The 24511-nt window shown below is 71.5% G+C and carries 21 protein-coding genes and 1 pseudogene; 8 read left to right on the plus strand and 14 right to left on the minus strand.

Annotated features, from left to right (window positions below):
* Nucleotides 1-87: 87 nt before the first annotated feature.
* The 4 genes from Vqi01_RS07280 to Vqi01_RS07295 form a co-directional block, all read right to left on the minus strand.
* Nucleotides 88-873: a DUF3152 domain-containing protein gene (locus Vqi01_RS07280; protein ID WP_204033794.1), complete on the minus strand. Its 786-nt coding sequence runs from the start codon at nucleotides 871-873 to the stop codon at nucleotides 88-90.
* A 68-nt stretch (nucleotides 874-941) separates the two neighbouring features.
* Complete coding sequence (locus tag Vqi01_RS07285) at nucleotides 942-1754, minus strand: DUF3152 domain-containing protein (RefSeq protein WP_239098232.1); 813 nt, start codon at nucleotides 1752-1754, stop codon at nucleotides 942-944.
* 119 nt (nucleotides 1755-1873) lie between these two features.
* Complete coding sequence (locus tag Vqi01_RS07290; RefSeq protein WP_204033796.1) at nucleotides 1874-2848, minus strand: alpha/beta fold hydrolase; 975 nt, start codon at nucleotides 2846-2848, stop codon at nucleotides 1874-1876.
* 21 nt (nucleotides 2849-2869) lie between these two features.
* Nucleotides 2870-5671, minus strand: coding sequence for a hypothetical protein (locus Vqi01_RS07295; protein ID WP_204033797.1), 2802 nt, complete (start codon nucleotides 5669-5671; stop codon nucleotides 2870-2872).
* Between the two features lie 147 nt (nucleotides 5672-5818).
* Between Vqi01_RS07295 and Vqi01_RS07300 the strand changes: the two genes are divergently transcribed.
* The 5 genes from Vqi01_RS07300 (at nucleotide 5819) to Vqi01_RS07320 (ending at nucleotide 10604) form a co-directional block, all read left to right on the plus strand.
* Complete coding sequence (locus tag Vqi01_RS07300) at nucleotides 5819-6457, plus strand: TetR/AcrR family transcriptional regulator (RefSeq protein ID WP_204033798.1); 639 nt, start codon at nucleotides 5819-5821, stop codon at nucleotides 6455-6457.
* A gap of 62 nt (nucleotides 6458-6519) precedes the next feature.
* A complete protein-coding gene (locus tag Vqi01_RS07305) occupies nucleotides 6520-6747 on the plus strand; it encodes a DUF3107 domain-containing protein (RefSeq protein ID WP_204033800.1) in 228 nt (75 codons plus the stop codon).
* A gap of 377 nt (nucleotides 6748-7124) precedes the next feature.
* Complete coding sequence (locus tag Vqi01_RS07310) at nucleotides 7125-8810, plus strand: DEAD/DEAH box helicase (protein ID WP_204033801.1); 1686 nt, start codon at nucleotides 7125-7127, stop codon at nucleotides 8808-8810.
* An 86-nt stretch (nucleotides 8811-8896) separates the two neighbouring features.
* Complete coding sequence (locus Vqi01_RS07315; protein ID WP_204033802.1) at nucleotides 8897-10066, plus strand: class I SAM-dependent methyltransferase; 1170 nt, start codon at nucleotides 8897-8899, stop codon at nucleotides 10064-10066.
* Between the two features lie 118 nt (nucleotides 10067-10184).
* Nucleotides 10185-10604 carry a helix-turn-helix domain-containing protein gene (locus tag Vqi01_RS07320; RefSeq protein WP_204033803.1) on the plus strand — a complete coding sequence of 140 codons (420 nt, stop codon included), beginning with the start codon at nucleotides 10185-10187 and terminating at the stop codon, nucleotides 10602-10604.
* A gap of 88 nt (nucleotides 10605-10692) precedes the next feature.
* On the opposite strand, the gene Vqi01_RS07325 is transcribed toward Vqi01_RS07320, so the two are convergent.
* Nucleotides 10693-11697 (minus strand): DUF8832 domain-containing protein, encoded by a 1005-nt coding sequence (locus Vqi01_RS07325; protein ID WP_239098233.1) that lies wholly within the window; start codon nucleotides 11695-11697, stop codon nucleotides 10693-10695.
* Nucleotides 11698-11870: 173 nt separating this feature from the next.
* Nucleotides 11871-14027, minus strand: coding sequence for a DEAD/DEAH box helicase (locus Vqi01_RS07330; RefSeq protein ID WP_204033804.1), 2157 nt, complete (start codon nucleotides 14025-14027; stop codon nucleotides 11871-11873).
* Nucleotides 14028-14146: 119 nt separating this feature from the next.
* Between Vqi01_RS07330 and Vqi01_RS07335 the strand changes: the two genes are divergently transcribed.
* Complete coding sequence (locus tag Vqi01_RS07335; RefSeq protein WP_239098234.1) at nucleotides 14147-14848, plus strand: alpha/beta hydrolase; 702 nt, start codon at nucleotides 14147-14149, stop codon at nucleotides 14846-14848.
* A gap of 78 nt (nucleotides 14849-14926) precedes the next feature.
* Nucleotides 14927-15730, plus strand: coding sequence for a hypothetical protein (locus tag Vqi01_RS07340; RefSeq protein WP_204033805.1), 804 nt, complete (start codon nucleotides 14927-14929; stop codon nucleotides 15728-15730).
* Between the two features lie 50 nt (nucleotides 15731-15780).
* Here Vqi01_RS07340 and Vqi01_RS07345 read toward each other — a convergent pair whose 3' ends face one another.
* From Vqi01_RS07345 to Vqi01_RS07365, 5 genes are read right to left on the minus strand one after another with little or no spacing between them, the layout of a single operon-like run.
* On the minus strand, nucleotides 15781-16905 hold the full coding sequence (locus Vqi01_RS07345) for a branched-chain amino acid ABC transporter permease (RefSeq protein ID WP_204033807.1): 1125 nt from the start codon (nucleotides 16903-16905) through the stop codon (nucleotides 15781-15783).
* On the minus strand, nucleotides 16902-17792 hold the full coding sequence (locus Vqi01_RS07350; RefSeq protein WP_204033808.1) for a branched-chain amino acid ABC transporter permease: 891 nt from the start codon (nucleotides 17790-17792) through the stop codon (nucleotides 16902-16904). The genes Vqi01_RS07345 and Vqi01_RS07350 overlap by 4 nt, the downstream gene beginning before the upstream one ends.
* A complete protein-coding gene (locus tag Vqi01_RS07355; protein ID WP_239098235.1) occupies nucleotides 17792-18586 on the minus strand; it encodes an ABC transporter ATP-binding protein in 795 nt (264 codons plus the stop codon). The genes Vqi01_RS07350 and Vqi01_RS07355 overlap by 1 nt, the downstream gene beginning before the upstream one ends.
* Entirely contained in the window at nucleotides 18583-19326 is a 744-nt protein-coding gene (locus Vqi01_RS07360; protein WP_204033809.1) for an ABC transporter ATP-binding protein, read from the minus strand. Before Vqi01_RS07360 ends, Vqi01_RS07355 begins: the two co-directional genes overlap by 4 nt.
* 8 nt (nucleotides 19327-19334) lie before the next feature.
* Entirely contained in the window at nucleotides 19335-20540 is a 1206-nt protein-coding gene (locus tag Vqi01_RS07365; protein WP_204033810.1) for a substrate-binding domain-containing protein, read from the minus strand.
* Between the two features lie 759 nt (nucleotides 20541-21299).
* On the opposite strand from Vqi01_RS07365, the pseudogene Vqi01_RS31440 reads away from it, so the two are divergent.
* Nucleotides 21300-21530 (plus strand): annotated as a pseudogene (locus tag Vqi01_RS31440) (NF041680 family putative transposase); the annotation flags it as partial.
* Between the two features lie 392 nt (nucleotides 21531-21922).
* Here Vqi01_RS31440 and ltrA read toward each other — a convergent pair.
* The 3 genes from ltrA to Vqi01_RS07380 form a co-directional block, all read right to left on the minus strand.
* Nucleotides 21923-23173: a group II intron reverse transcriptase/maturase gene (gene ltrA, locus Vqi01_RS07370; RefSeq protein WP_204033811.1), complete on the minus strand. Its 1251-nt coding sequence runs from the start codon at nucleotides 23171-23173 to the stop codon at nucleotides 21923-21925.
* Nucleotides 23174-23834: 661 nt separating this feature from the next.
* Entirely contained in the window at nucleotides 23835-24023 is a 189-nt protein-coding gene (locus Vqi01_RS07375; RefSeq protein WP_204033812.1) for a tetratricopeptide repeat protein, read from the minus strand.
* Between the two features lie 37 nt (nucleotides 24024-24060).
* Nucleotides 24061-24462, minus strand: a complete 402-nt coding sequence (locus tag Vqi01_RS07380) for a glycerophosphodiester phosphodiesterase family protein (RefSeq protein WP_239098236.1) — start codon at nucleotides 24460-24462, stop codon at nucleotides 24061-24063.
* Nucleotides 24463-24511: the final 49 nt, after the last annotated feature.

The following is a 24511-nucleotide window of genomic DNA, read 5'->3' on the forward strand; positions in this document are numbered from 1 at the left end:
CCATCGACCATGAGTAGGGACACGTCGCCCGGCATGCGGGAGCGGGAATAACCGGGTGGGACCCGGGATCTCGGGTACGCGGGCAGCTCAGGACAGAAGATCGCCGGCATAGCGGTGGCCGTCGAGGAAGGGCCAGGCATTCGCCACGCAGCCCGCCAGGCCGTACGTCTGCTGCTGCATCACCGGCGCGGGGTGGCCGGGCCCGGGGCATGCCTCGTGCCCCTCCCCGAACTCGTGGCCAACCTCATGGTTGATCACGTATGCCCGGTACACCGCCAGCGGCGCCCCGTAGTCCGGCACCGCCTCCAGCCAGCGCGCCAGGTTGATGATTACTCTCCCGGGAAGCCGACAGGAGGTGTATCCCTCGGTGTGCAGCCCGCCCTGGGCGCACATCTCCGTCGAGGTGAGCGGGGTGGCCAGATAGACGGTGAAGTCCGCTGCTTCCGCCTCGACGACCCGTTGCACACGCAGCTCACCCGAGCCGATCCAGCTACGCGGGTCGGCCAGTATCGCGTCAACCTCGGCCGCGAATCCCGCCGGATCCTGCCCGGTGCCCTGCTCCACGGCGACCCGGTAGCGGGCGACCGGCCCGGTTACGCCGCGCACCGGCGTGCCCTCGTCGACCGGCACGAAGCTACCGGTGCCGCTGCTCGGGTACGCACCGGGCGCGGCCGCCTCGTCCACCCCCGCCCCGGATCCGACCCGGGGCGCACCCGGTTCCGGCCTGGTCACCCGGTCGCTGGCCCGGAGCAGCGACACCGTGGCGAAGATCGCGAGCGCCAGCACCAGGGCCGCCCTGGCGAGCGGGACCACCACGAACCGGCGCCGCGACCGGCCCGCCGCCGGCGAGCCGAAAAGGGGTGAAGCGGGCATGATGCCATCATCGCACCCCGATGGGGAACATCCCCGCATATCGGGACCATGGACCGACGCCGGTCCGGTCAGAGTGACGGCCCGGCGTAACGCCGCCCGTCGAGGTACGGCCAGGGATTCGCGACGCAGCCGTTGAGGAAGAGCGTCTGCTGCATCATCACCGGCGCCGGCTTGCCCTTACCCGGGCAGCGCTCGTGCCGGTGACCCAACTCGTGTCCGACCTCGTGGTTGATCACGTAGGTGCGGTAGACGGTCAACGGCACCTTCGCCTCGACGTAGTGCGGCACCGACAACCGCCACCGCTCCAGATTGATGATCGCCTTGCCCGGGGCGCGGCAGGAGGTGTAAGGCCGCCCACCGATCCGGATGTCCACGCCACCGGCGGCGCACATCCGGCCCGCCGTCCGCGCCGTCGCGAGATAGACGGTGAAGTCGTACGCGGCCCCCTCGGCGACCTGCCGCAGGCGCAGCCGGCCGCTGTCCACCCAACTGCCGGGGCCGGTCAACGCCTCCTGCACCGCGAGGGCGAACTCGGCCGGATCGACACCGGAGCCGACCTCGACCGCGACCCGGTAACCCCGCACCCGACCGGCAGTGCCCAGCACCGGGCCCGTCCGGTCGTCGATCTCGAAGCTGCCCCGCCCCGCCGACGGGACCGGCCCGGGCAGCCGCAGCACCGGCGGCTCGGGCGACGGGCTCGCCGAGGGGGGTACGGATGACGAGGCCACCGGCGACGGCGTGACCAACGACGCGGGCGACGACGGGGCGGAGGCGACCACCTCTTCGGCGCCGGCCGCCCCGCGCAGCCATTCGCCGCCCCCGACGACCAGGGTCACCGCCGCACCGACCGCCGCCAGCACCACAACCGTCCGGAGAACCACGTCGGGCCGGCGCCGGGGTGGCCTTCCGCCTGTATCACCGGCACCCGATGCTGCTGAATTCCTCGGGCGGACGTGCCGGCCGGAGCGCCGGCGATGGCTGTGCGGGATCGACACCCGGCTCATCCTGCCAGGTCGGTCCGGCGACCGCGGTCCCCCGTCTCGGTGAGCAGCCCGACCACCGCCCGGGCCACCAGGCGCGGGACCTCCAACTGCGCCACATGGCCGACGCCGTCGAGCATCAACAGCCGGCTGTCCGGGATCACCCGGGCGGTCTGCGGCGCCACCCGTACGTCGACCAGCCGGTCCTGCCGACCCCCGACGACCAGCGTCGGCGCCTGCACTGAACCGGCCATCCGCCACAGCGAGCCTGAGCCGGGCAGGTACGACCGGAGAAAGCTGGTGACCAGGCCACGGAAGGTCCGGACGTACGCCGCCGCGTGGTGCTCCGCCTGGTGGCGCACCCGGATCTCGTCCAACGCCTCCCGGCGGCGCTGGTCGCTGATCCGGCTGAGGTCGGCCACGCATGCCTCCATCACCTGCCGGGCCATCACCTCCGGTGCCACCTGGGCCAGCCGCCAGGCGGCCAGCCGCTCGCCTCGGGGGATCGCCAGCAGGGGCAGCATCCGACCCTGCAACGACCGGCGGAAGTCGAGGAACGGCAGGGCCGGCGAGACCAGGGTCAGCGTCCGGACCAGGTCGGGCCGCAGGGCCGCCACCCGCACCGAGATGGCGCCGCCCAGCGAATTGCCGAACAGATGCACCGGTCCCCGGCCGGTGTGCTCGATCCAACGGATCACCCGCTGCGCGAAGACCGGCACGGTGTAGCGCTGACCCGGCTCGCTGCGGCCGAAACCCGGCAGGTCGATCGCCTGGCCGTCCAACCGGTGGGCGAGCAGACCGGCCAGGTCGGTCCAGTTCTGCGACGAACCACCCAGCCCGTGGACGTAGAGCGCTGGTTCCGCATCCGGCCCGGTGGCCGGTGTCTCCCGCACGTAGGTGACCAGGCCGTCGAGGCGTACCTCTCGGCCCGGCCACGGTGGCGGAACCGAGTGGGCAGGTAGCAGTTGGTCCGGCCAGAGGGTAGCGAGCTTCACCGTTTCAGTCTGCCGGCCGGCTCAGGCCAGCAGCGCCTCCAGCCGCCGATTCACCGCGGCCAGGGTGGCCCGCACCACCGCCTGCCGAGGGTCACCGGCGACGAGGGCGGAGCCGGCGAGTTGCTCGACCCATCCGTCGCAGACCAGCAGCACCACGACGGTGGCCACCTCGCAGTTGCCGAACGGCACCACGGCGGCATGCTCCACGAAGCACCGTCCCTGGTCGGCGGTGACGCCGGTGCCGCGCAGCAACTCGTCGATCGCGGCCGCCGCAGCCACCGCACAGAGTCGCAGCACGTAGCCGTCCACGGCGGGGCCGGTGGCGTAACCGGCCGCGTTCTGCTCACCGGCGATCAGCCGGATCTCGACGGTGGCGTCGAGCCCGAAAGTGCTCACCTGGACGTGGTCCAGCACCACCCGGGGGCCGGGCGAGCCGCCGGTGTTCAGCGGCCGGGACGGTGCGGACTCCGTGGTGGTCAGCTGCCCACCGGAGTACGAGGCACCGAGGGTCGCCGGGCTGCCCGGCGGGGCCGTCTCCTCTGTGGTGCCGCGGCCCCGGCTGGTGGCCGGGCGTCGCCGCCTCGGGGTCTCCGGCACCTGCTCGGTCCGGGCGGCGACGGCCTCCGCACGGGTACCGGCAGGTCGGTTGACCGGACGGCGTGATTCGCTCGTGGGTTTGGCCTCACCGGCGTCGCCGCCACGCTTCTCGGCGGAGCGTCGGCGCACCGGTGCTACGGGCGTTCCCGGCATGCCCTGCGGCGCGGCGGCCAGCCCCATGCGTTCCTGCAGCAGGCGGGCGACCTGCCGACTCACCTCCGCGGGATCGGCACCGTCGGCGAGGTCGAGACGCAGGCTGTGCGCACCGGCCGGGGTACGGCGCAGGGACGCGTCGCGCACCCCCTCGACACCCCGTACGGCGTCGAGGATCGCGTTGACGTCGAAGCCCTCGGGCCGATCGCGCAACGGCGCCGACTCGTCCTCCCGGCGTAGGTGGGTGGCGATCCGGGCGAGTTCCGGCGTTTCGGCGGGTGGGTCCACGGCTGGCGGCTCCGGCACGACGGGCACGTCCGGTTCGGCGGGGACGCGCTGCGGCAACACCGCCAAGGTGCCGTCCGGCGATTGCTCGCCGGGCAGCTCCGGATCAGGCGCGGATCGACGTGCCGCGTAGGGGGCTGCGCTCGTCGGGACGGGCGCGGTGGGGGTGCGCTCACGGCGGCCGGTCCCGCCACCGGTGGACGCACCATCCGCCGGATCGGTCGACGCCGAGGTCGGGTTGGGCACGGCCGGTTCCGGAGCGGGCTGGGACGCTGCCGGCTCATCGGGGACCGAACGAAGCCGGTACGGCCGGTAGGTCGGCAGGTCGGACGCGGCCCCGGCCTCGGCCACCGGCAACGCCGACCCCGGCTCGGGCGGGGCCTCCCGGGCGAACGGAGGGGCGCTGGCCGGCGGCGCGCTGGCCAGCGGGGCCTCCCGGGCGAACGGAGAGACGCCGGCCGGCGGCGCGCTGGCCGCTGCCGCTTTCGCCGAGGTGGCCGGTGGGGCGCTGGCCGGGCCGAGCGCCCAGGGCAGGCGCTCCTCGCCCGGCGACTGACCGCCGGCGCGGCTCGCCCATGACGGAGGCTCGTCGGGTCGGGCGCCCCATGGCAGCGTCTCGTCAGCGGGGACGCCACTGACCGGGGGCGTCCCCCAGGAGGGGTGCTCTCCGGCCGGCGGTCCACTGGTCGACCGGGCGGCCCACGACGGGCGTTCCGGGCCCGGCGGAGCGCGGTGCGGCTCGGTCGCCCACGCCGGCCGCTCGGCCGGCTCGGGCTCGACCGCGGGTTCCCGCCCCGGGCCGGGCTGGGCCTCCGATCGGGATGGCTCGTACGGGCGGGGTCGCTCGACGGGTACCGCCTCGTAGGGGCGCGTCGGTTCGGCGCGCACCGGCTCGTACGGCCGGTTGGGCTCGCTGGTCCAGCCCTGGGCCGGCACCTCGCGTGACCGCCGGCCGGTCGGCTCGTCGTCGCCGCGTGGCCAGGATGGCGCGTCGCCGCGCGCCCAGGAGGGGGCCCAGTCGTTGGCTGTGCCGGACCGGGCCCAGCTCGGGCGCTCTGGCTCGGCCGATGGCGGCTCGACCGGTGGCTGGCCGCCGGCATCCGGGCCGGGCGCTGGCGGCCGGTCGGCGGCCGGTGGGGCGACGCTACGGCCGCTGCCGGGCAGCTCGGGCCGGGCCTCGGGCGCCGGTTCCGGCGGGAACGCGTCGTCCCACTCGGATGGCGGGCCGCCCACCGGCGCGTCACCTGAACGCTCGGCGGTGGGGGCGTGCAGGCCGGGTGGCATCTCGAAGCCGGAGGCGGCGGTGCCCACGGGTGGCACCTGCACGGCCGGCGGCGCAGAGGTCGGCAGCCCGGTGCTCCCGGCTGCGGGCTGCTCGGCGGGCGGACCGGGACGCGGCGCGGGTAACACGAGCCGGTCCCGGCCCGGATCGTGGCCGGAATCGCGTGGCCCGGGCGGGGCGCTCACCGGCGAGTGCTGGCCGCCGCCGGACGGTTCCTCCGAGTGGCGTACCCCGTTGATGTGGTGCCCGTTGAGCCGGGCGGGCTGCTCAGGCCCGGTTGGCTCACCGAACGGGGCGGGCAGGTCGGCGTGGCGCGGTGCCGCGGTGGCCCATCCGGAGGGCGGCCCGGGGTGGCGCCAGGTCGCGGCGGCGTCGTCGCCGCCCCACGACCAGTCGGGGGCCGACGGCGGCCACCCGCTGACGGAACGGCCCAGGTCATCCCGCTGACCCGTCCCGTCGCCGTGCTCTCCCGGGGTGGCGGCACCGGGTTGCCCTGCTTCACTCACCGCGCGCTCCTTGGTCGCCCCCCGCTGAGGCTACCGTGTGGCGACAGTGGCGATAAGTTACAGCGGCGGGCCAATTCCGTGCGGGGTTTCCGGGCCCCGACCGGTTCGGGCGAAATGCCGGCCCGTACGACAACCTCGGAGGTTCCCATGACCGCTGTTGGGAACGGCGCCCAGACCGCCGGCAGGCCCACGCGCCTCCCCCGGTCGGCGCGCCGCAAGCAGCTGCTCGCCGCAGCTCAGGAGGTGTTCGTCGCGCAGGGCTATCACGCGGCGGCAATGGACGACATCGCCGAGCGGGCCGGGGTGTCCAAACCCGTGCTGTACCAGCACTTCCCCGGCAAGATGGAGCTCTACCTCGCACTGCTCGACACGCACTGTGACGCAATCGTGGCGAAAGTGCACGACGCCATGGCCAGCACCACCGACAACAAGGAACGGGTCAGCGCGTCGGTGCGGGCCTACTTCGACTTCGTCGATCACGAGAGTGAAGCCTTCCGACTGGTCTTCGAGTCGGACCTGCGCAACGACCCGGCCGTACGGCAGCGCGTGGAGCGGGTCGAGCAGGGCTGCATCGCGGCCATCACCGACACCATCATCTCCGACACCGGAATCAGCCGGGCGCACGCCGAGTTGCTCGCCTCCGGCCTGGTGGGCGCGGCCGAGACCGCCGCACAGTTCTGGCTGGCCGGCGGGCGTCAGGTGCCCAAAGCCGAAGCGGAGGCACTGGTCGCCGCCCTCTCCTGGCGCGGCATCGCCAGCTTCCCGCTGCAAGGTGAGTCAGCCTGAACCAACACCTTGCGATCGGATAGCCTTCGCACGGCGCCATTTCGCTCGACGAGGGAGGCACAGTGGAGGTCAAGATCGGCGTGCAGTACGCGCCGCGCGAGCTGGTCCTGGAGAGCGCGCAGTCCCCGGCCGAGATCGAGCGGATCGTGACCGACGCCGTCGCCAGGGGCGAGGGCACCCTCTCCCTGACCGATGAGAAGGGCCGGCGGATCATCGTGCCGGTCGGCAAGGTCGCCTACGTCGAGATCGCGGAGGAGTCTCCCCGGGCGGTCGGTTTCACCGTTCGCTGACGATCAGTCGTTGCGGCCGCCGGCCGCCCGCGCGGGTACGCGCGGCGGTCGGCCGCCACGACGCGATCCCTCACAGCCACCCGCTCACCAGGTCGGTGAGCGCTCAGTGTGATACACATCACACTTTCGCCCTCGCCGTAGCGTTCAGTCGCTCGGGAATCGGGACGTCGCCTGGCCCGTTCAGGTAGCATGAAGAAGTTGCCGTAGGTGCTGAGCCGGCCGGAATCCCAATCGAGTTCCGGTCGAAGTCCGACCCACGGCGCGCGTGCGGCCCGGTCCGCTCGGCCTTCTGCCGCCGACCGTGTGGCCCGCGCCATACCGAATGCGCCCTGATGACATGACGGGGCGCACCCACGAGAGGGCACCCCCAAATCCATATGAGTGAGCTGACTCAAGACCTCACAGACGGCCAGGAACTGGCCCCGACCGCCCCGGTTCGACCGGAGGCACCGACCTTTGCCGAGCTCGGTGCGCGCGCCGAGACGGTCGACGCGCTGGCCGCGGCCGGCATCACCCGCGCCTTCGCCATCCAGGAGTACGCGCTTCCGATCGCGCTGCGTGGCGCCGACCTGATCGGGCAGGCCCCGACCGGCACCGGCAAGACCCTCGGTTTCGGCGTGCCGCTGTTGGAGCGGGTCTTCGCGCCCGACGAGGGTGGCGACGGCCTGCCCCAGGCCCTGGTCGTCGTACCAACCCGCGAACTGGGCATCCAGGTCGCCAAGGACATCGCGGCGGCCGGCCGCACCCGGGGCGTACGCGTGCTGCCGATCTACGGCGGTGTGGCGTACGAGCCGCAGATCGAGGCGCTCCGCAGGGGCGTGGAGATTCTGGTCGGCACCCCGGGCCGGTTGCTGGACCTCGCCAAGCAGAAGCACCTGCGCCTGCACGGGGTGCGGGCGCTGGTGCTGGACGAGGCGGACCGCATGCTCGACCTGGGCTTCCTCGACGACGTCGAGCGGATCCTGGCGATGCTGCCGGAGGACCGGCAGACCATGCTGTTCTCCGCGACCATGCCCGATCCGATCGTGACGCTGTCCCGGCGGTTCCTGCGCCACCCGATCACGATCCACGCCGGGCACACGGCCGAGACCGGCCCCTCGCCGCAGACGGAGCAGTTCGTCTACCGCACCCACTCGATGAACAAGCTCGAAATCGTCGCCCGGATCCTTCAGGCGGAAAACCGTGGACTGACGATGATCTTCACGCGCACCAAGCGGGCCGCCGACCGGGTGTCCGAGGATCTCGACTTCCGCGGCTTCGCCGTGGCGGCGGTGCACGGTGACCTCGGCCAGGGTGCCCGCGAGCGGGCGCTGCGAGCGTTCCGGGCCGGCAAGATCGACACCCTGGTCGCCACCGATGTCGCCGCACGGGGCATCGACGTCAGCGGCGTCACCCACGTCATCAACTACGACTGCCCCGAAGACCAGGACACCTACACCCACCGGATCGGCCGTACCGGCCGGGCCGGCGCGAGCGGCGTGGCGGTGACCTTCGTCGACTGGGACGACATGCCCCGCTGGCGGATCATCGACAAGACGCTCGGGCTGGACATGCCGGAGCCGTCGGAGACGTACCACACCTCCCCGCACCTCTACACCGACCTGCACATCTCGCCGGAGGTCACCGGCACCCTGCCGACCGCCGAGCGCACCCGCGCCGGCCTGGCCGCCGAGGTCGAGGAAGACCTGGGCGGCGGCCGGTCCCGCCGGGGCGAGCCGCGCGGTGCCCGCCGGGGCCGTGATCGTGGCCGGGGCGAGAACGGGCGCGGCGGTCGCAGGCGCGCCGAGGCCAGTGGCGAGCCGGTCGGCGACACCGGGCCGGACGTCACCGAGGCCACGGCGGGCGAGGCAACGCGTACCCCCCGCCGCCGCCGACGCCGCCGGGCCGGCGAGTTGGTGGCCGGCGAGGCGGTGGTCGGTGCCGACGCGGCCCCGAAGGCCAGCGACGGCACGCCCGAGACCACCCCGGACACCGCGGGTGACACATCCCGCCCGCGTCGGCGCCGACGCCGCCGTGGTGGCGCTGGCAGCAGCGGTACGCCGGCCGAGGCGACCGTCGACTGACACGTTGCCCCGGGCAGCGAGGTTCTTGATCACCGCCAGCCATGCCACGACGATGGTGTGGCGGACGGGCCTGGGAAGATTGAGCGATGCCCGAACCCTTGGACTCGGCCCTGGCCGAGGTGCGCTCGATGTTGCTCGATCCCGCGCTGACCCGGGCCGTGGCCGCCGGGCGCCGGCGTGGTCAGCGCCCCTCGGTGGTTCGGGCCGAGTTGCGGCCGGTCGCGCTCAAGGCCGGTCCGCGATTGCAGATCGCCACCTCTGACGGGGCCCGGCCCTACACCCGCAACGTCGCACCGGGTCCGGAGGCCGACGATGCGGTCGAGGCACTGCTGGCCGAACCGTTCGGCAACTGGCACGTGGAAACCGTCGACCGCACGCTGCAACTGCGGGTCACCAGGTCGGGCGAGGCGCAGGTACACCGGACGACAGCCGCCCGCCCGGCCGTCGCGCCGGCCGCGCACGACCGGGCCAAGGCGTACCTGCTCGATCCCGGCGACCCGATCTTCACCGAGATCGGCGGTTCGGCGGCGAAACGGCGACAGGTCGACGCGTTCCTGCGGGCGTTGGCGGCCACTCTGCCGGTCGACCCGGCCGGGGCCCTGACCCGCCCGTTGCGGGTGGTGGATCTGGGGTGCGGCAACGCGTACCTGACCTTCGCCGCGTACCGGTACCTGTCGCAGCTCGGCCTCGACGTCGAGCTGGTCGGCGTGGACGTCCGCGAGGACCAGCGCCACCGCAACACCGCCTTGGCCGAGCGGCTGGGCTGGGCGCACCGGGTGCGTTTCGTGGCCGGCACCATCGCCGACGCCGACGTCGAACCGGCTCCCGATCTGGTGCTCGCGCTGCACGCCTGCGACACCGCCACCGACGAGGCGCTGGCCCGAGCGGTGCGCTGGGGTGCCCGCTGGGTGCTCGCCGCGCCGTGCTGCCACCACGACATCGCGGCGCAGTTGCGCGCCCGGGCGGCCCCCCGGCCGTACGATCTGCTGACCCGGCAGGGCATTCTCCGCGAGCGCTTCGCGGACGTCCTCACCGACGCGCTGCGCGCCGCACTGCTGCGGCTACACGGCTACCGGGCCGAGGTGGTCGAGTTCGTCGACTCCGCGCACACCCCACGCAACCTGCTCATCCGCGCCCGGCGTACGGATGCCGCACCGACGGACGAGCAGCGCACGGAGTACCGCGAGCTGATCGCAGAGTGGGACATCACCCCCCGTCTGGAGATCCTGCTCAGGCCGTCCGAGCCGGACCGCTGACCGGTTCCGGTCTTGCCGCCGGGACCGCCTGGTCGGTCAGTCAGTTGTTCTCTCCGTCGCCGTACTACTCTCGAAGAACGCACCGCGGGGGTGCCGGTCGGGAGGGACCACCCACCGGATGGGATCGGCAGAGGTTTCGCCACAGATGGCCTTCGCGCGTTTCGTACGCCAGGCCATCGACGAGGCCCGCGAAGAGCGCGGATGGACGGTCGCCGACCTGGCCTCGCACACCGGCGTCGGCCGTTCGACCGTCTTCCGCTGGCTGGCCGGCGATTGGCAGGACTACCCCGAACTCGCCAAGGTTCGCGGCTTCTGCGCCGCGCTGGATCTCCCGGTGGCAGCGGCCTTCCGCGCACTCGGCCTGCCCGACGCCGGCCCCAGCCCGTTGCGACATGGCAGGGACGACAGCCCGGTCGAAGCCGACGTCCGGGTGATCCTGCAACGGCTGGCGGATCCGACGGTGCCCGCGGAGGAGAAGCACCACATCCGCGATCTGCTGCGCTACCTCGCCCGTCGCCCGATCCGCCGGGCCGGCTGACGCGCCGCCACATTCGCCGGGCCGGCTGGCGCCACATTTTCCGGAGCGGCCGATGCCCGCCGCCGCTCCCGGCGGGGCATTCGCCGGGCTACGGCACCGTCGCCGTGAACTCGGCGGTCCGCACCTCGCCGCCGCTGGCGAAGTCCAGGTAGAGGCGATACCGCCCGGATGCGGGCGTGGTCAACCAGAACCTGATCGCGCCATCCACCAACTCCGGCTCGGGATGCACGTGCAGGTAGCCGAGATCGCCCTCACGCAGCACGACGAGGTGGCCGTACGCCCCGAGGTAGCGCTCCAGCGCTGGTTCGGTGCCGTCGGCTGCGATGACCCGGAAGGCCAGCGGCACGGTCAGGCCAGGCTCGGGCCTGCCCTGGTAGCCGACGGTGAACCCGTCGACCGTGGTCGTGGTGGCTGGCGCGGGCAGGGCCCGGGGTGCGTACCCGCCCGGTGCGGCCAGGTCCACGCCGAGTGTCGTGGCCGTCTGCCGGCCGTCGTCTGCGAGCGCCGTGAAGTCGGCGTACGCCCGCCAGACGCCCGGCTCGGGCAGCGTGAGCGGCACCGACCAGGTCCCGTCCGTCGCCATGGTCGGGTGCAGATGCTGGTAGCCGGTCAGATCGCGGCGCACCACGATCAGATGCATCGGTTTGTCGTGCACCACCGCGAAGCGGGTCACCGCCCGACGTTGCTCGTCCCGGATCTGGAATCGCAGCTCCCCGGCGCGCCCGGCGGTGAACTCGGCAGACACCGGGGTGAGCGTGTAGCCGTCCCGGCTGACCGCCAGGCCCCCCGCCTCGGCCGCCTCGGCCTGCCCCGCGCCGTGCGAGTGCGCGCCGACCCCGGGCGCGTGGACGTGGTCGGCCAACGCGCTGTCCACCGCCCCACCCGCCGCCGGCCCACCACCACTGTTGATCCGGCCCAGCCCGAACCCGAGCAGCACGGCGAGAACGAGCCCGCCGACCACCAGAGCGAGCCGAATCGTGGCCCGATCCGGCACCGCGGAGACCCCTTCGGGATCGGTGCCGTCCCCCGCCGCCGGTCGCTCGACGCTCCGCACCGACCCGAACGCCAACGCGTCGAGGTCCTGCTCAGCCATGGTCCCACCGTACCGCCGCCCCACCCCACCCTCCCTGCACCCCGCCCTCACGTGGCCCCCACCCTGCCCCCGTCGATCATGCAGTTTGTGTCGCAGATACGCGGCATTTACCCCTTTCGCCCCGACCAAAAGTGCAAGATCGCGAGGGCGAGGGGTGGGGGGCGTGGGGGGGGTCAGGTGGGGATGGCGAGGGATAGGGGGAGGACTGCGGGGGCGCCGGCTTGGCGGAGGGCGCGGGCCGCCATGGTCATCGTCCAGCCCGAGTCGACCAGGTCGTCGACGAGCAGCACGGGGCCGTCCAGTCCGGCCAGGACGGCGGCCAACTCCTCGGGCACGGCGAGGTTGCCGTGCAGGGCGCGTACCCGCTGGGCGCTGTTGCCGCGCGGTCCGTCGCCGCCCGCCGGCCCGACCGAGGTGACCCGGCCCAGCAGGGGCAGCCGCCCGACGGCGGCGATCCGCTCGGCCAGCGAGCCGATCAGCACCGGACGGGTACGCGAGTCGACCGCGACCACGCCGGCCGGGCGGGCGGGCCACGGGTCATCGCCGTGCGCCCAAGCCTTGAGCACCTCGATGACGGCGGCGGCCACGTCGTCGGGCAGCGGGCCGTCCGGCGCGCCCGGCCCGACCAGGTCCCGCAGCCGGCCACCCCAGCCGAGGTCGGAGAGCCGGCCGACGGCGCGACCGGGCAACGCCTGCTCGGACGGGGCGATCCGCCCCTTCAGCGGTACGCCGACCGCCGCCAGCCCGGTCGGCCAGAGCTTCTTCGGCGCGATCTGGACACCGGGTCGACCGAGGAAGGTCTGCGCGGCGGTCAGCGCGGCCGGCGACACCTCCGGCGAGAACAACGCCTCGGCACAGCGGTCACACCGGCCGCAGTCGGCCGCCTCCGCGTCGTCCAGGCACTCGCGCAGGTAGCGCATCCGGCAACCGGTCGTCGCGGCGTACCCGAGCATCGCCTGCTGCTCGGCGGCGCGGGCGGCGGCGACGCGGCGTAGCCGGGCCGCGTCGTAGACCCAGGGCTCACCGGTCGCGAGCCAGCCGCCCCGCACCCGGCGGACCGCGCCGTCCACGTCGAGCACCTTGAGCATCAGCTCCAGCCGGGCCCGGCGCAGGTCGACCAGGGGCTCCAGGGCCTGGGTGGAGAGCGGCCGATCGGTGGGCAGGGCGGCGAGCACCGCGCGGACCTGCTCCTCCGGCGGGAAGGCGAGCGAGGCGAAGTACCGCCAGATGGCCGCGTCCTCGGTGCCAGGCAGCAGCAGCACCTCGGCGTGCTCCACGGCCCGACCGGCCCGGCCGACCTGCTGGTAGTAGGCGATCGGCGACGGCGGCGCGCCCAGGTGCACCACGAAACCGAGATCGGGCTTGTCGAAGCCCATCCCGAGCGCGCTGGTGGCGACCAGCGCCTTGATCTTGTTGTCGAGCAGGTCCTGTTCAGCGGCGCGGCGGTCGGCGTCCTCGGCCTGCCCGGTGTAGGCGGCCACCGACCAGCCCCGCGACCGCAGGAACTCGGCGGTCTCGGTCGCCGACGCGACAGTCAGCGTGTAGACGATGCCCGAGCCGGGGAGCCGGTCCAGGTGGTCGGCGAGCCAGCCGAGCCGGTGCGCCGGGCTCGGCAGGTCGAGTACGGCCAGCCGCAGTGATTCCCGGTCCAGGCTGCCTCGCAGCACCAGGACGTCCGATCGTGGCCCGGTGGGATCGGTCGGCTCGGTACCGAGTTGCTCGGCCACGTCCCGGGTGACCCGGGCGTTGGCGGTCGCGGTGGTGGCCAGCACCGGCGTGCGCTCGGGCAGGTTGCCGAGGAAGGTACGCAACCGGCGGTAATCCGGCCGGAAGTCGTGCCCCCAGTCCGACACGCAGTGCGCCTCGTCCACCACCAGCAGACCGGTGGTGGCGGCCAACCTCGGCAGCACGCCGTCGCGGAACTCCGGGTTGTTGAGCCGCTCCGGGCTGATCAGCAGCACGTCGACCGACCCGGCGTGGATCTCGGCGGTGATCTCCTGCCACTCGTCGAGGTTGGCCGAATTGATGGTGCGGGCCCGGATCCCGGCCCGTCCGGCGGCCTCGACCTGGTTACGCATCAACGCCAGCAACGGCGAGACGATCACCGTGGGGCCGGTCGGCTCCGCACGCTCGCGCAGCAGGGCGGTGGCCACGAAGTAGACCGCCGATTTGCCCCACCCGGTGCGTTGCACGCAGAGCACCCGCCGCTCGTCGATCACCAGCGCCTCGATCGCCCGCCACTGGTCCTCGCGGAGCCGGGCGTCCTCGCCCGCCAGCCGCCGCAGCACCGCCTCGGCCCGCTGCCGCACCGCCGTCCGTTCCTGGCTCATCCGGCCTTTCTACCAGCGTCCAACCGCCGGTTCACCGCCGCCGAGCGAGGCAAGCCGCCGGGTTCACCGCCGCCGAGCGGGGTAAGCGCCGTACCGCCGAGGACGAGAAGGGTGAATTCGTGACCGAACCCGCGCAGCCGCACCTGGCACCGGAGGAGAACTTCCGGCACGGTCGACTGACCGCACGTCCGGCGCCGCCGGCAACCCCGGCCACCGCTGGTCTGCTATCGCGCAACGACGCCGCGGGCGGGTTGCAAGCCATGGTGTACGCCCCGGAACCCGCCGACGGCCGGCCGTACCGGATGGTGCTGCTGCTGCACGGGGCGGGCGGCTCGGCCCGGCAGGGACTGGACCTGCTGCTTCCGGTCGCCGACGCGCACCGCCTGCTGCTGGTCGCCCCGCAGGCCGTGGCGAGCAGCTGGGACCTCATCGTGGAGGGCTTCGGGCCGGACGTGCGACGGATCGACGCGCTGCTCGCTTCGATCTTCGCCAGTCACCCCGTCGACCGGGTGGTCTTCGGCGGCTTCTCCGACGGTGCCTCGTACGCCCTCTCCCTGGGCCTGACCAACGGCGACCTGGTCGACGCCGTGGTGGCCTTCTCCCCCGGCTTCGCCGCGCCGCTGGTCACCCACGGCCGTCCCCGGATGTACGTTTCGCACGGCGTCGCGGATCCGGTCCTTCCGGTCGACGCGTGCAGCCGTCGACTGGTCCCCCGACTGCGGTCGCTCGGTTATGACGTGACCTACCACGAGTTCCCCAACGGCCACGAGGTGCCTCCGGAGATCCGTGAACAGGCTGCCGCCTGGCTCACCACCTCCTGACACGCACGCCTTTTGTGCGCAGACGCCCGGCGGCGTTTAAGGTCGTACGGTTCTCGTTCAATCCGGGAGAGAGACGACATGACTCAGCGAACCGGCACCACCGCCACCATCCGGCGGTTCGCGGCCGCCACGGTCGCCCTGCTGGCTGTGGCTCTGGTGGCCGGCTGCGACGACAGGGACGCCGGCCCGCAGGCGGCCCCACCGCCGCCCGACCCGAAGCAGGAACTGCTGGCGGCGGTGCCGGACGCCGAGGACCCGGCCTTCCGCTTCATCACCAGTGACGCCTCGGGTGACGTCTCGGGTGTGATCGACCCGGTCAACCGCGGCATGGAAATGGAGATCGTCGGCAAGGAGAAGGACTTCACCCTGGAGATGGCCTTCCGGTTTGTCGAGTCGCGCACCTGGATGAAGGTGAACTTCAAGGGCAAGCGGGACATCCAGAAGCTGATGAAGCTGCCGACCACATGGATGGAACTGGACCGGACGAAGGTCAAGGGGGCCGACGAGATGCCCACGTACGAAGGCACCGATCCCGGCAACACCGAGGTGATCATTCGCGCGGCCACCGACGTCCAGGCCGGCGAGGACGGGACGTACACGGGTGTGATCGACTTTTCCACGGAACCGGAGCTGGTGGAGGCCATGGAGGGCGTGGCGCCGCTCGGCGACGCCACCGAGCCGGTTCCGCTCACCGCCGTCGTCGGCCCGGACGGCAACCTCACCTCGCTCACCCTGGCGATTCCGGCCATCGGGAAGCGGAAGGCGTCGGAGTACGTCGTGAAGTACTCCGATTACGGCACTGCCCCGGCGGTCGTCGCCTTCGTCGGCGACGAGGCGAAACCGGCACCGAAGGCGGCGTACGACATGCTCAACAACGGCTGACGTCGGTCAGCGGCCGGCGGGCGACGCACCGCTACGCCGCCCGCCGATGATCAGGTCGGACGGCGTCGGCCGAGGCGCAGCGAGTTGCGCAGCAGGGCCAGGCGGGGGGCAAGGCTGGCCAGGCCGCCGGGGAAGAAGTAGACGGCCAGGATGAAGACGGTGCCCAGGACGAAGAGCGGCTCGGAGAGCGGGCGGCTGAGGAAGGCCGGCAGCGCGCTCACCGCGTCGGAGCTGCCGAAGGAGACCAGGCGGTGGTCCAGGTACATGTAGAGGATGCCGCCCAGCACCGGGCCCCAGCGTGTGCCCGGCCCGCCCAGCACCACCATCACCAGCAGTGACAGGGTCAGCTCGCTGCTGGTGATGTGCGGCGAGGCGCCGCCGACGATCAGGCAGTAGACCACTCCACCCGCCGCCGCCAGGCCGCCGGCCAGGGTGAAGGCGACCAGCTTGAAGCGGTACGGATCCAGCCCGAGCACCCCGACGCGACGCTCGTCGTCGCGCACCCCGGCCAGCACCCGCCCGGTCGGCGAGGCAGTGACCCGGTGCACCACGAACACCACCGCGACCAGGTACGCCAGGGCCAGCCAGTAAAGGTTGACCGTGTTGGCGACGCCGACCAGAGCGGCGGGCAGCCCGGCGACGTCCAGCGGCAGCCCCTCCTCGCCGCCGGTGAGCCCGCCGAAGTCGCGGGCCACCAGGATCGCTCCGACCTGGGCGAAGGCGAGCGTCACCATGGCGAAGGCGATGCCGATCGTACGCAGCGCCACCGCACCGATCAGGCCGGCGAGAATGGTCCCGCCGACGATCGCCAGCGGCGCGGCCTGCCAGAGCGGCAGCCCGGCCCGGGTGATCAGGATGTCGGTGCCGTACACACCGGCAGCGAAGTAGAGGGCGTGCCCGAAGGAGAGCATCCCGGTGCGCCCGAACAGCAGGTCGTAACCGGCCGCCAGGCCACCGAAGACCAGGCAGACGGCGAGCAGTTGCAGGGTGCCCGGCGAGTTCAGCGCCCCCTCGAAGATGCCCGGCAGGTGCAGCGTCGAGTACGGCAGGATCACCGCCACGGCCAGCACCACCAGCGGCAGGACGGGGCGCAGCCGGCTGACGCGGCCCGGGGTCAGCTCGGCCGGTACCGCCGCTGAGGCCGCGGGAAGCTCGGGGCTCTTGACCTCGGTCATGCCGTTGCCACCTTTCCGGCGATGCCCTGGGGGCGCAGCAGCAGCACCGCGGCGAGCAGCGCGACCACGCAGATGTCGCCCAGCCCGGAGGTGCCGTAGTAGTTCACGAACTGTTGCAGCAGCCCGACCGCGACCGCCGCGTACGCGGACCCGACCACCGAGCCCATGCCGCCGATGACCACCACGATGAACGCGAAGATCAACAGCGAGCCGCCCTGCTGTGGCGAGACGGTGCCGAAATAGACGCTGCCCAGCGCGCCGGCCAACGCCGCAGCCGCCCCACCGATCGCGAAGACCAGGGTGAACGCCTTGCGTACGTCGATGCCCAGCGCGGTGACCATCTCCCGGTTCTCCACCCCGGCCCGGATGATCAGGCCGTACCGGGTCCACTGGAGGAAGGCCAGGATCGCGGCGAGCACCAGCACCGCCGCGATGATCAGCAGCAGCCCGCCGTTGGGCACCTGCGCGCCCAGGATCGAGGTCACCTGGCGGGTCCACTCCGGGCGCGGGAACCGTCGGGCGTCCGCACCCCAGGTGGCCTGCAACAGCGCCACGCCGGCCAGGGAGAGACCCACGGTGACCAGCACCTGTTCGATGGTGCGGGAGTAGAGCGGCCGGATCAGCACCAGCTCGACCAGCACCGCCATCAACGCGCCGGCGGCCACCCCGAAGGCGACCGCGACCACGAACCCGAGGCCGTCGTGCCCGGCGCCGGGCAGGTTCCCGGCCGCCCACCAGGTGGCGTACGCGCCGACGCCGAGGAAGAGCCCGTGCGCGAAGTTGAGCACGTCGGCCAGGCCGAAGACCAGCGACAGCCCGGAGGCCACCAGGAAGTACAGCGCCGCCAGGCCGAGCCCGGTCAGCGTCAGCAGAATGATCGCGTCCATCAGCGGGCGTCCTCCCGCGCCGGGCCCGCCGTGCTGGCGGATGCCCCCGGCTCCGTACCGGATCCGTGGTGATGCCCCTCCGCCGAGCCGACGCCGAGCAGCGACCTGGTCAGCGCGGTCGCCGACAGCAGTTCCTGGGCGTCACCGGTCCAGGCGACCCGGCCGGCGGCGAGCACCACCGCGTCGCGGGCCAGCCGCCGGACCACGGCCAGGTTCTGCTCGACCAGCAGCACCGGCACGGATTCGGCGACCCGTTTCAGCACCTCGGCCACCTCGGTCACCACCTTCGGCGCCAACCCCTTGGTCGGCTCGTCGACCAGCAACAGCCGGTTGTCGTTGAGCAGCACCCGGCCGATGGCGAGCATCTGCTGCTGCCCGCCCGACAGCGAGCCGGCCCGCTGCCGGGACCGCCGATCCAGTTCGGGAAAGAGCGCGAACACCCGGTCGTACGCCGCAGTGGTGCCCCGCCGCTCGGCGAGCCGCAGGTTTTCCGCGACGGTGAGCCCGGCGAAGACGCACCGGTCCTCCGGCACGTAGCCGAGCCCGCCGCGGACCAGGCGGTGGGTCGGCCGCTCCAGCAGCGACTGGTCTCCCATCCGGACCCTGCCGTGCACCTCGCCGCCCCGGGGCGTCAACCCGACCACCGCGCGCAGCGTGGTGGTCTTGCCGACACCGTTGCGGCCGAGCAGCACGGTGACCCCGGTCGGCGCCACCGTGAACGACACCCCCTGCAGGATGTGCAGCCCGGCGATCCGCACCGACAGGTCCTCGACGGTCAGCACCGGCTCCGTCACAGGTCCTCCCCCAGATACGCCTCTTGCACCGTCGGGTTGGCCATCACCGTCTCCGGGGTGTCGCAGGCCAGCAGGGCGCCGTGGTGCATCACGGCGATCCGGTCGGCCAGTTCCAGGATCACGTCCATGTGGTGCTCCACCATCAGCACCGACCGGCCGCTGTCGCCGGTCAACGACCGGATCACGCGCACCAGTTCCGGCACGTCCTCGGCGCTGACCCCGGCCATCGGCTCGTCCAGCAGCATCACCCTCGGCTCGCCGGCCAGCAGCAGCGCGATCTCCAGCTTGCGTTTCTCGCCGTGGGCGAGGGTGCCGGCCAACGCCGTACCCCGATGGGCCAGGCCGACGCGGTCGAGCGCCGCGTCGGCGGCGGCGGCCACCTCCCGGTCGGCCGCCGCCCGCCGCCACAGCTTCATCGAGCCCCCGCGGTACGCCTGCACGGCGAGCCGGACGTTCTCCCGCACCGTGAGCGAGCCGAAGACCGAGGACGCCTGGAAGGTACGGCCCAACCCGAGTCGGGCCCGCCGGTACGGCGGCAGAGCGGAAATGTCCCGCCCGTCCAGGGTGACGCTCCCCTCGGTGGGCCGGCGCAGGCCGGTGATCAGGTTGAACAGTGAGGTCTTGCCGGCGCCGTTGGGCCCGATCACGCCGAGGAATTCCCCGGGCGCCAGGTCGAGGTGAACGGAGTCGACGATGGCGACCTCACCGATCCGCCAGGTCAGACCGCGGGTGGCGAGCATGGCGAGCCTCAGCCCTTCATCGCCTGGACCGGTGGCGCGGTCTCCTCGCCGGTGAGCGCCTTCTGCGCGGTCGCGGTGAAGTCCTCTCCGCTGCCGGTCAGGCTCGCCTGGTACATCGGCTGGAGCAGGGCGTGGTCCTCGGCGCGGATGGTCATGGTGCCCTTGACGCCCTCGAAGCTCCAGCCCTCCAGCGCGGAGACCATCTTGTCGACGTCGTCGCCGCCCTCCTGCACGGCCCGGACCACCATCTGCGCGGCGGCGAAGCCGTCCGGGTGGAACAGGTCGAGGGTGCCCCCGGGAATCTTGGCCTTCGCGGCCGTGGCCGCCTCGGTGTCACTGGCACCGTCGAAGTAGTGCGACAGGAAGGAGATCTTGCTGCCGGCCGCGCCGAAGGTGGGCCAGGAGGCACGGATGTCCAGGCCGGTGACGACCGTGGTGGAGGTGAGTACGCCCTGCTGGTCGAGGGTCTGCCACATCGCCGGGGCGGTGGTGCCGGCCCAGGCGACGAAGAGCAGGTCCGGCTTGGCGGACTTGATCTGGCTGGCGAACGGGGTGAACTCGGTGGCGCTGGCCGGTGCCCGGACCGCGCTGACGGTGGCCCCGGCAACGCCGATGACCTCCTTGACGGCCGCCTCGTTGGCGTCACCGAACGCGCCGTCCTGGGCGAAGACCACGACCTTCTTGCCGGCCGGGTCGCCGATGAACGATTTCGCGGTCACCACGTCCTGGTACGACTGCCGGCCGGAGCGGAACGTGTACTTGTTCGCGCCGGTCACCGCGTCGGTGGCGGCCGGACCGGAGATGAACAGGACCTTGTTCTGGGCCGCGATCGGGGCGACCTGGAGCGCCACACCGGACGCCGTCGAGCCTGCGATGATCTTGTTGCCCTTGCCGATCAGGTCCTTGGCCGCGGAGACCGCCTTCGCCGGGTCACCGGCGTCGTCGACCTCGGTGATCTCGATTGCCCGGTCGCCCACCTTGTTGGTGCCGTTCGTGGCGAAGTCCAGGCCGGCCCGGAACCCTTCGATGTACTGCTTTCCGTAACTGGCCAGCGCTCCCGACTGGGAGTAGACCAGACCAACCTTCACCGGCGCGGCGCCGTCGCCACCGCCGCTGGCGGTGTCCTGCGGACTGCCACACGCCGTGGCCGCGAGCGCCGCGGCCATCATCGTGGCGGTGGACAGGAACACCCGTCGTGTCGTCCGGACCGTCATAGCGACTCCACGTGAGGACTCAGAGGAAGAGAAACCTTATGTGTCGGCTCACGCTAGAAGTGACGTCACCCACGGGCTATGTGGCGGAAGCACACAAGTCACCAGGATGGAGTGGCCAGCCTTGACAAGCACTCGGCCTCGGCGGTCGCGCCACCGCGCCCGGGCGGCGACCATCCCCATCCCCCAGCCCGCTCATGTGTCGGTCCGGAACACGCCCTCGCTAGTCTTGATCAACTCCGTGCCGGCGGAATGGCGGTATCGGGCGCGCTTGGATACCGCCATTCCGCCGGCATTGTGTCGATCACCGCCCCCGAGTGCGATGGACCACGTCCGCGACCGGCACCGTCGCACAAGACACCGCAACTCGCGTTCCTGGGCACAGGACACCGCAACTCGCGGTCTCAACCGGCCCGGAAACCCCAACATGCCGCAACCCGCGCCACCCAAAGGACGGGATACGCCGACATGCCGCAACCCGTGCCCGCCCTGGGCACCCGGACACCCCGAGATGCCGCAACCCGCGCTGTCCACATCCCACAGCGCCACCACGCCTGGACCCACCTGGCCACGCCACCACCTATTGCCGGTCCCTCTAGCCTTGCGTTTTAACCTCGGTCGTATGTCTCGACGGTGGGTGTCGGTTGCGCTCGGCGTGTTGGCGTGACGCGGAGCGGCCACCGCGTGATCCTCTTCGGGTTCCTTCCACAGAACTTGAAGAAGATGAAAGCGGTGGCCGTGGCTGTTAGTGTGCCGCAGGCGGTGGCTTGGGGCGAGCAGGGTGGTGCGGCGTGCCGGGATGAGCTTGTCGGGTTCCGTCGTTCGTTCTATGACTGCCCGACGTTGCGCGCTGATGCGTTGTTCGAGCTCACCGACGCGGTGTTGTGTGTGGATGGCCCGATGGTGTCGCTGGCGGAGTTATCGTTGGCGGGCTGTTTTCGCCGTGGTCACGGGGCTCTTTACGACGCGTTGGCGGCCGGTGGTGGCGATGTCGGCGGGGACCACTGGACGAGGCTGATCATCGCCGCATACGCACAGTTACGCCTGGCCCGCCAACACGTCGATGATTTGCGCCATCCCTGGGAGAGACCTCTACCGCCACACCGACCGCCCAGCCCGCTACGGGTCCGGCGAGTATTCCGCCGCATCCGCCGTACCGTCGGGATTCCCGCCCGCGCGGCGAAACCCACCCGACCCGGCCCAGGCCGGCCCTCAAGGTCGCACCTCCGTACCAGCCCCGCGCCACCCCGTCGGCAAGAAGATCCGCAAAAAGGACATGCCACGGCGAGGAGGAAAAACCGCAAACAGGGTCGGGTGGCCCAGGGCGTCGCAGCCCTGGGCTCCCACGGAACGGAGCGTGACAGTCTCCCGTCACTCCGCTCTTCTCACCAATTCCAGCAGTACTGCCGCTCCCACGCCCAGTGCGCGAACAGGCCGGGATCTCGATCGAGGAGCCCGGTCCACCATGCTTTGAAGCGCTTCCAGGAGCGCAACCTCTTGTATTTCTTGCGCGCCCAACGCATCAGGTAGGTGTTGATACGCCGTAGAAAGGGATATAGCTGCGACCGGTAGAACCGGCCGTAGTAGTTCATCCAGCCCGCCACGATCGGGTTGATCCAATCAGCGAGCTCGTCGAGAGAATCTTCGGTGCGCCGATGAATGCGCCAGTGACGCAGCTGTCTGCCCATCGTTTTGAGGGCTTGAGGGCTGATCGCGGGCAGGAAGGAGGTGAACGCCTTCCCATCCGGATACTTCGCCTTGCGCGGGCCGAAGGCATACCCCAGGAACGTGAACGACGTGTGCTCGAACGAGCCCCGCCGTCGGGAGTCCTTGCAGTACACCAGCTTTGTCTTGTCGGGATGCAAGCGCAGCCCGACACTTTCCAGCCGTTCGGCCAGCGCCGCCCAGACCTGCCGGGCCTGGCGCTCTGTCGCGCAATGCACCACCGCGTCATCGGCATAGCGTTCGAACTCTACGGTCGGGAACTCCCCCTCCAGCCACGAGTCGAACGCATAGTGCATGAACAGGTTCGCCAATACGGGTGAAACCGCGGAACCCTGTGGCGTTCCCCGATCCCGCGTTTGCAGGGTTCCGTTGGGCAGCGCCAACGGGGCAACCAACCACCGCTTGACATACAGCACTACCCACCGCTGGTCGGTGTTCGCTTCCACAGCCTTGACCATGAGAGCGTGATCCACAGAGTCGAAGAACTTTTGCACATCCAGGTCAATGACCCAGTCCTTCTTCCAGCACCGTTGCCGGCACCGCTCGATCGCCTGCAACGCCGAACGCCTGGGTCGATACCCGTACGAGTCGTCATGGAAGATCGACTCTGTTCGGGGTTCCAACGCCAGCGCGACCACCGTCTGCGCCACGCGATCAGCCACCGTCGGCACACCCAACGTTCGTGTGCCGCCTAGCTTTGGGATCTCCACCGCCTTTACCGGCGGCGGGAAGTACGTCCCCGATGACATCCGATTCCAAATCTTGTACAGATTGTTTCTCAGATCGGCTTCGAAGTCCTCGATGGACTGCCCGTCCACGCCTGCGGCGCCCTTGTTCGACCTGACTCTCTCGTACGCCTCCCACACCAGTCGCTTCGGAATGTCAAAAGGCTTGTCCTGCGGACTTGACATGCCCACCCGCTTCCTCCCGGCACACGTCCGGTTGTTCGTGCGAACAGATCAGCGATGAGCCGGCCCCTTCGCTCCACCCCGATTACCAGGGCTTCACCACTACTACGAACCGGTCCGCCAGCGGATGCCGCATCGGTACTCAGCACCTGACGGTTTCCGCCGCCCGGTGCGCTCCCTCTCGCTCCCCCAGCCTCGCCAGTTGAGCCGTATCGGCGTCCGCCTTCCCACGTTCCATGCAGAAGCCGCAGACCGGACTCGCGCCGCCTCCATGCCGGACACCGCCTGGCCAATAAGCGGGCACCCGCCAGGCTCATCCCGGCGCCATTTAACCGCACCGGTTTTGATGTCATCTTCTTGTTTCGACACGTCAATAGCGGTTCGCTTACGCTCGCCTTTCCGGTCCCCACCTGACACGTCAAGCGTGCCTTTTCCTCAACGCTCACCACGACGGTCTTCAGCCAACGCAGCTTGAGGTGGTTTGGCATCTCCCCCCACAGGGCGATGCCGAAGGGCCACAAAACCTTCATCTCCTGCACAGCACCGCATCAAATGAGATCCCCTACACCGACCTCACTCTCCGCGCTCGTGGCGCACTGAAAACGCAAGCTAACGCAGCCGACGAGTAGTGCCGCCACCAGATGCCAGGCGGTCTCGGCAGCGCCTACTCAGACGTCAACTGGCGGGCCAGCCGGTCCAGGCCACTCTTGATCAGCTGCCCGTACTCGTCGTCGCCGAGCGCGCCGATCCCCGCCTCCGCGCGCTGGAGGTGCTCGCGGGCCAGGTCGAAATCGCCGAGCTTGCGGTAGCACTCACCGAGGTTGAGGTGCAACGACGGATACAGGCCGGCCACCCCGAGAGCGGGGTGGCGGGCCGGCAAGGGTGGGTCATCAGCGGCGGGGCAGGCCGGCGCGGGCGGCCACGGCGGTGTCCGGGTGGTCGGTGAAGACGCCGTCGAGGCCGAGGGAGTAGAACAGTTCGTACTCGGCCTGGATGTCGCCGCGGGCGTTCGGATCGGTGCCGAGCCGGAAGTCGACCGGCAGGAACTGGTTCTCCGCCCGGAAGGTCCAGGCGTGCACGACCAGCTTCTCCTTGTGCGCGTCGCGGACCAGCGTCGTCGGGGCGAGCAACTTGCCGGCGGCGTCGCGCGGCACGATCAGGTTCTTGTGCGCGCCGATCCCGTCGGCGTACCGGGCGATCCACTTCAGCCCGGTGCGCCCGGTCAGATCGCGGTAGGTGCGGGCGTCGCCGGAGGCGGTGAAGTCGTACGGGCGTCCGCCGGCGTCGAGCAACTGGACCAGCCGCTCAGGAGATCGGGCCGGGCTGACCGGAAGTTGGTCC

The organism is Micromonospora qiuiae, assembly GCF_016863555.1.
Lineage (GTDB): Bacteria > Actinomycetota > Actinomycetes > Mycobacteriales > Micromonosporaceae > Micromonospora > Micromonospora qiuiae.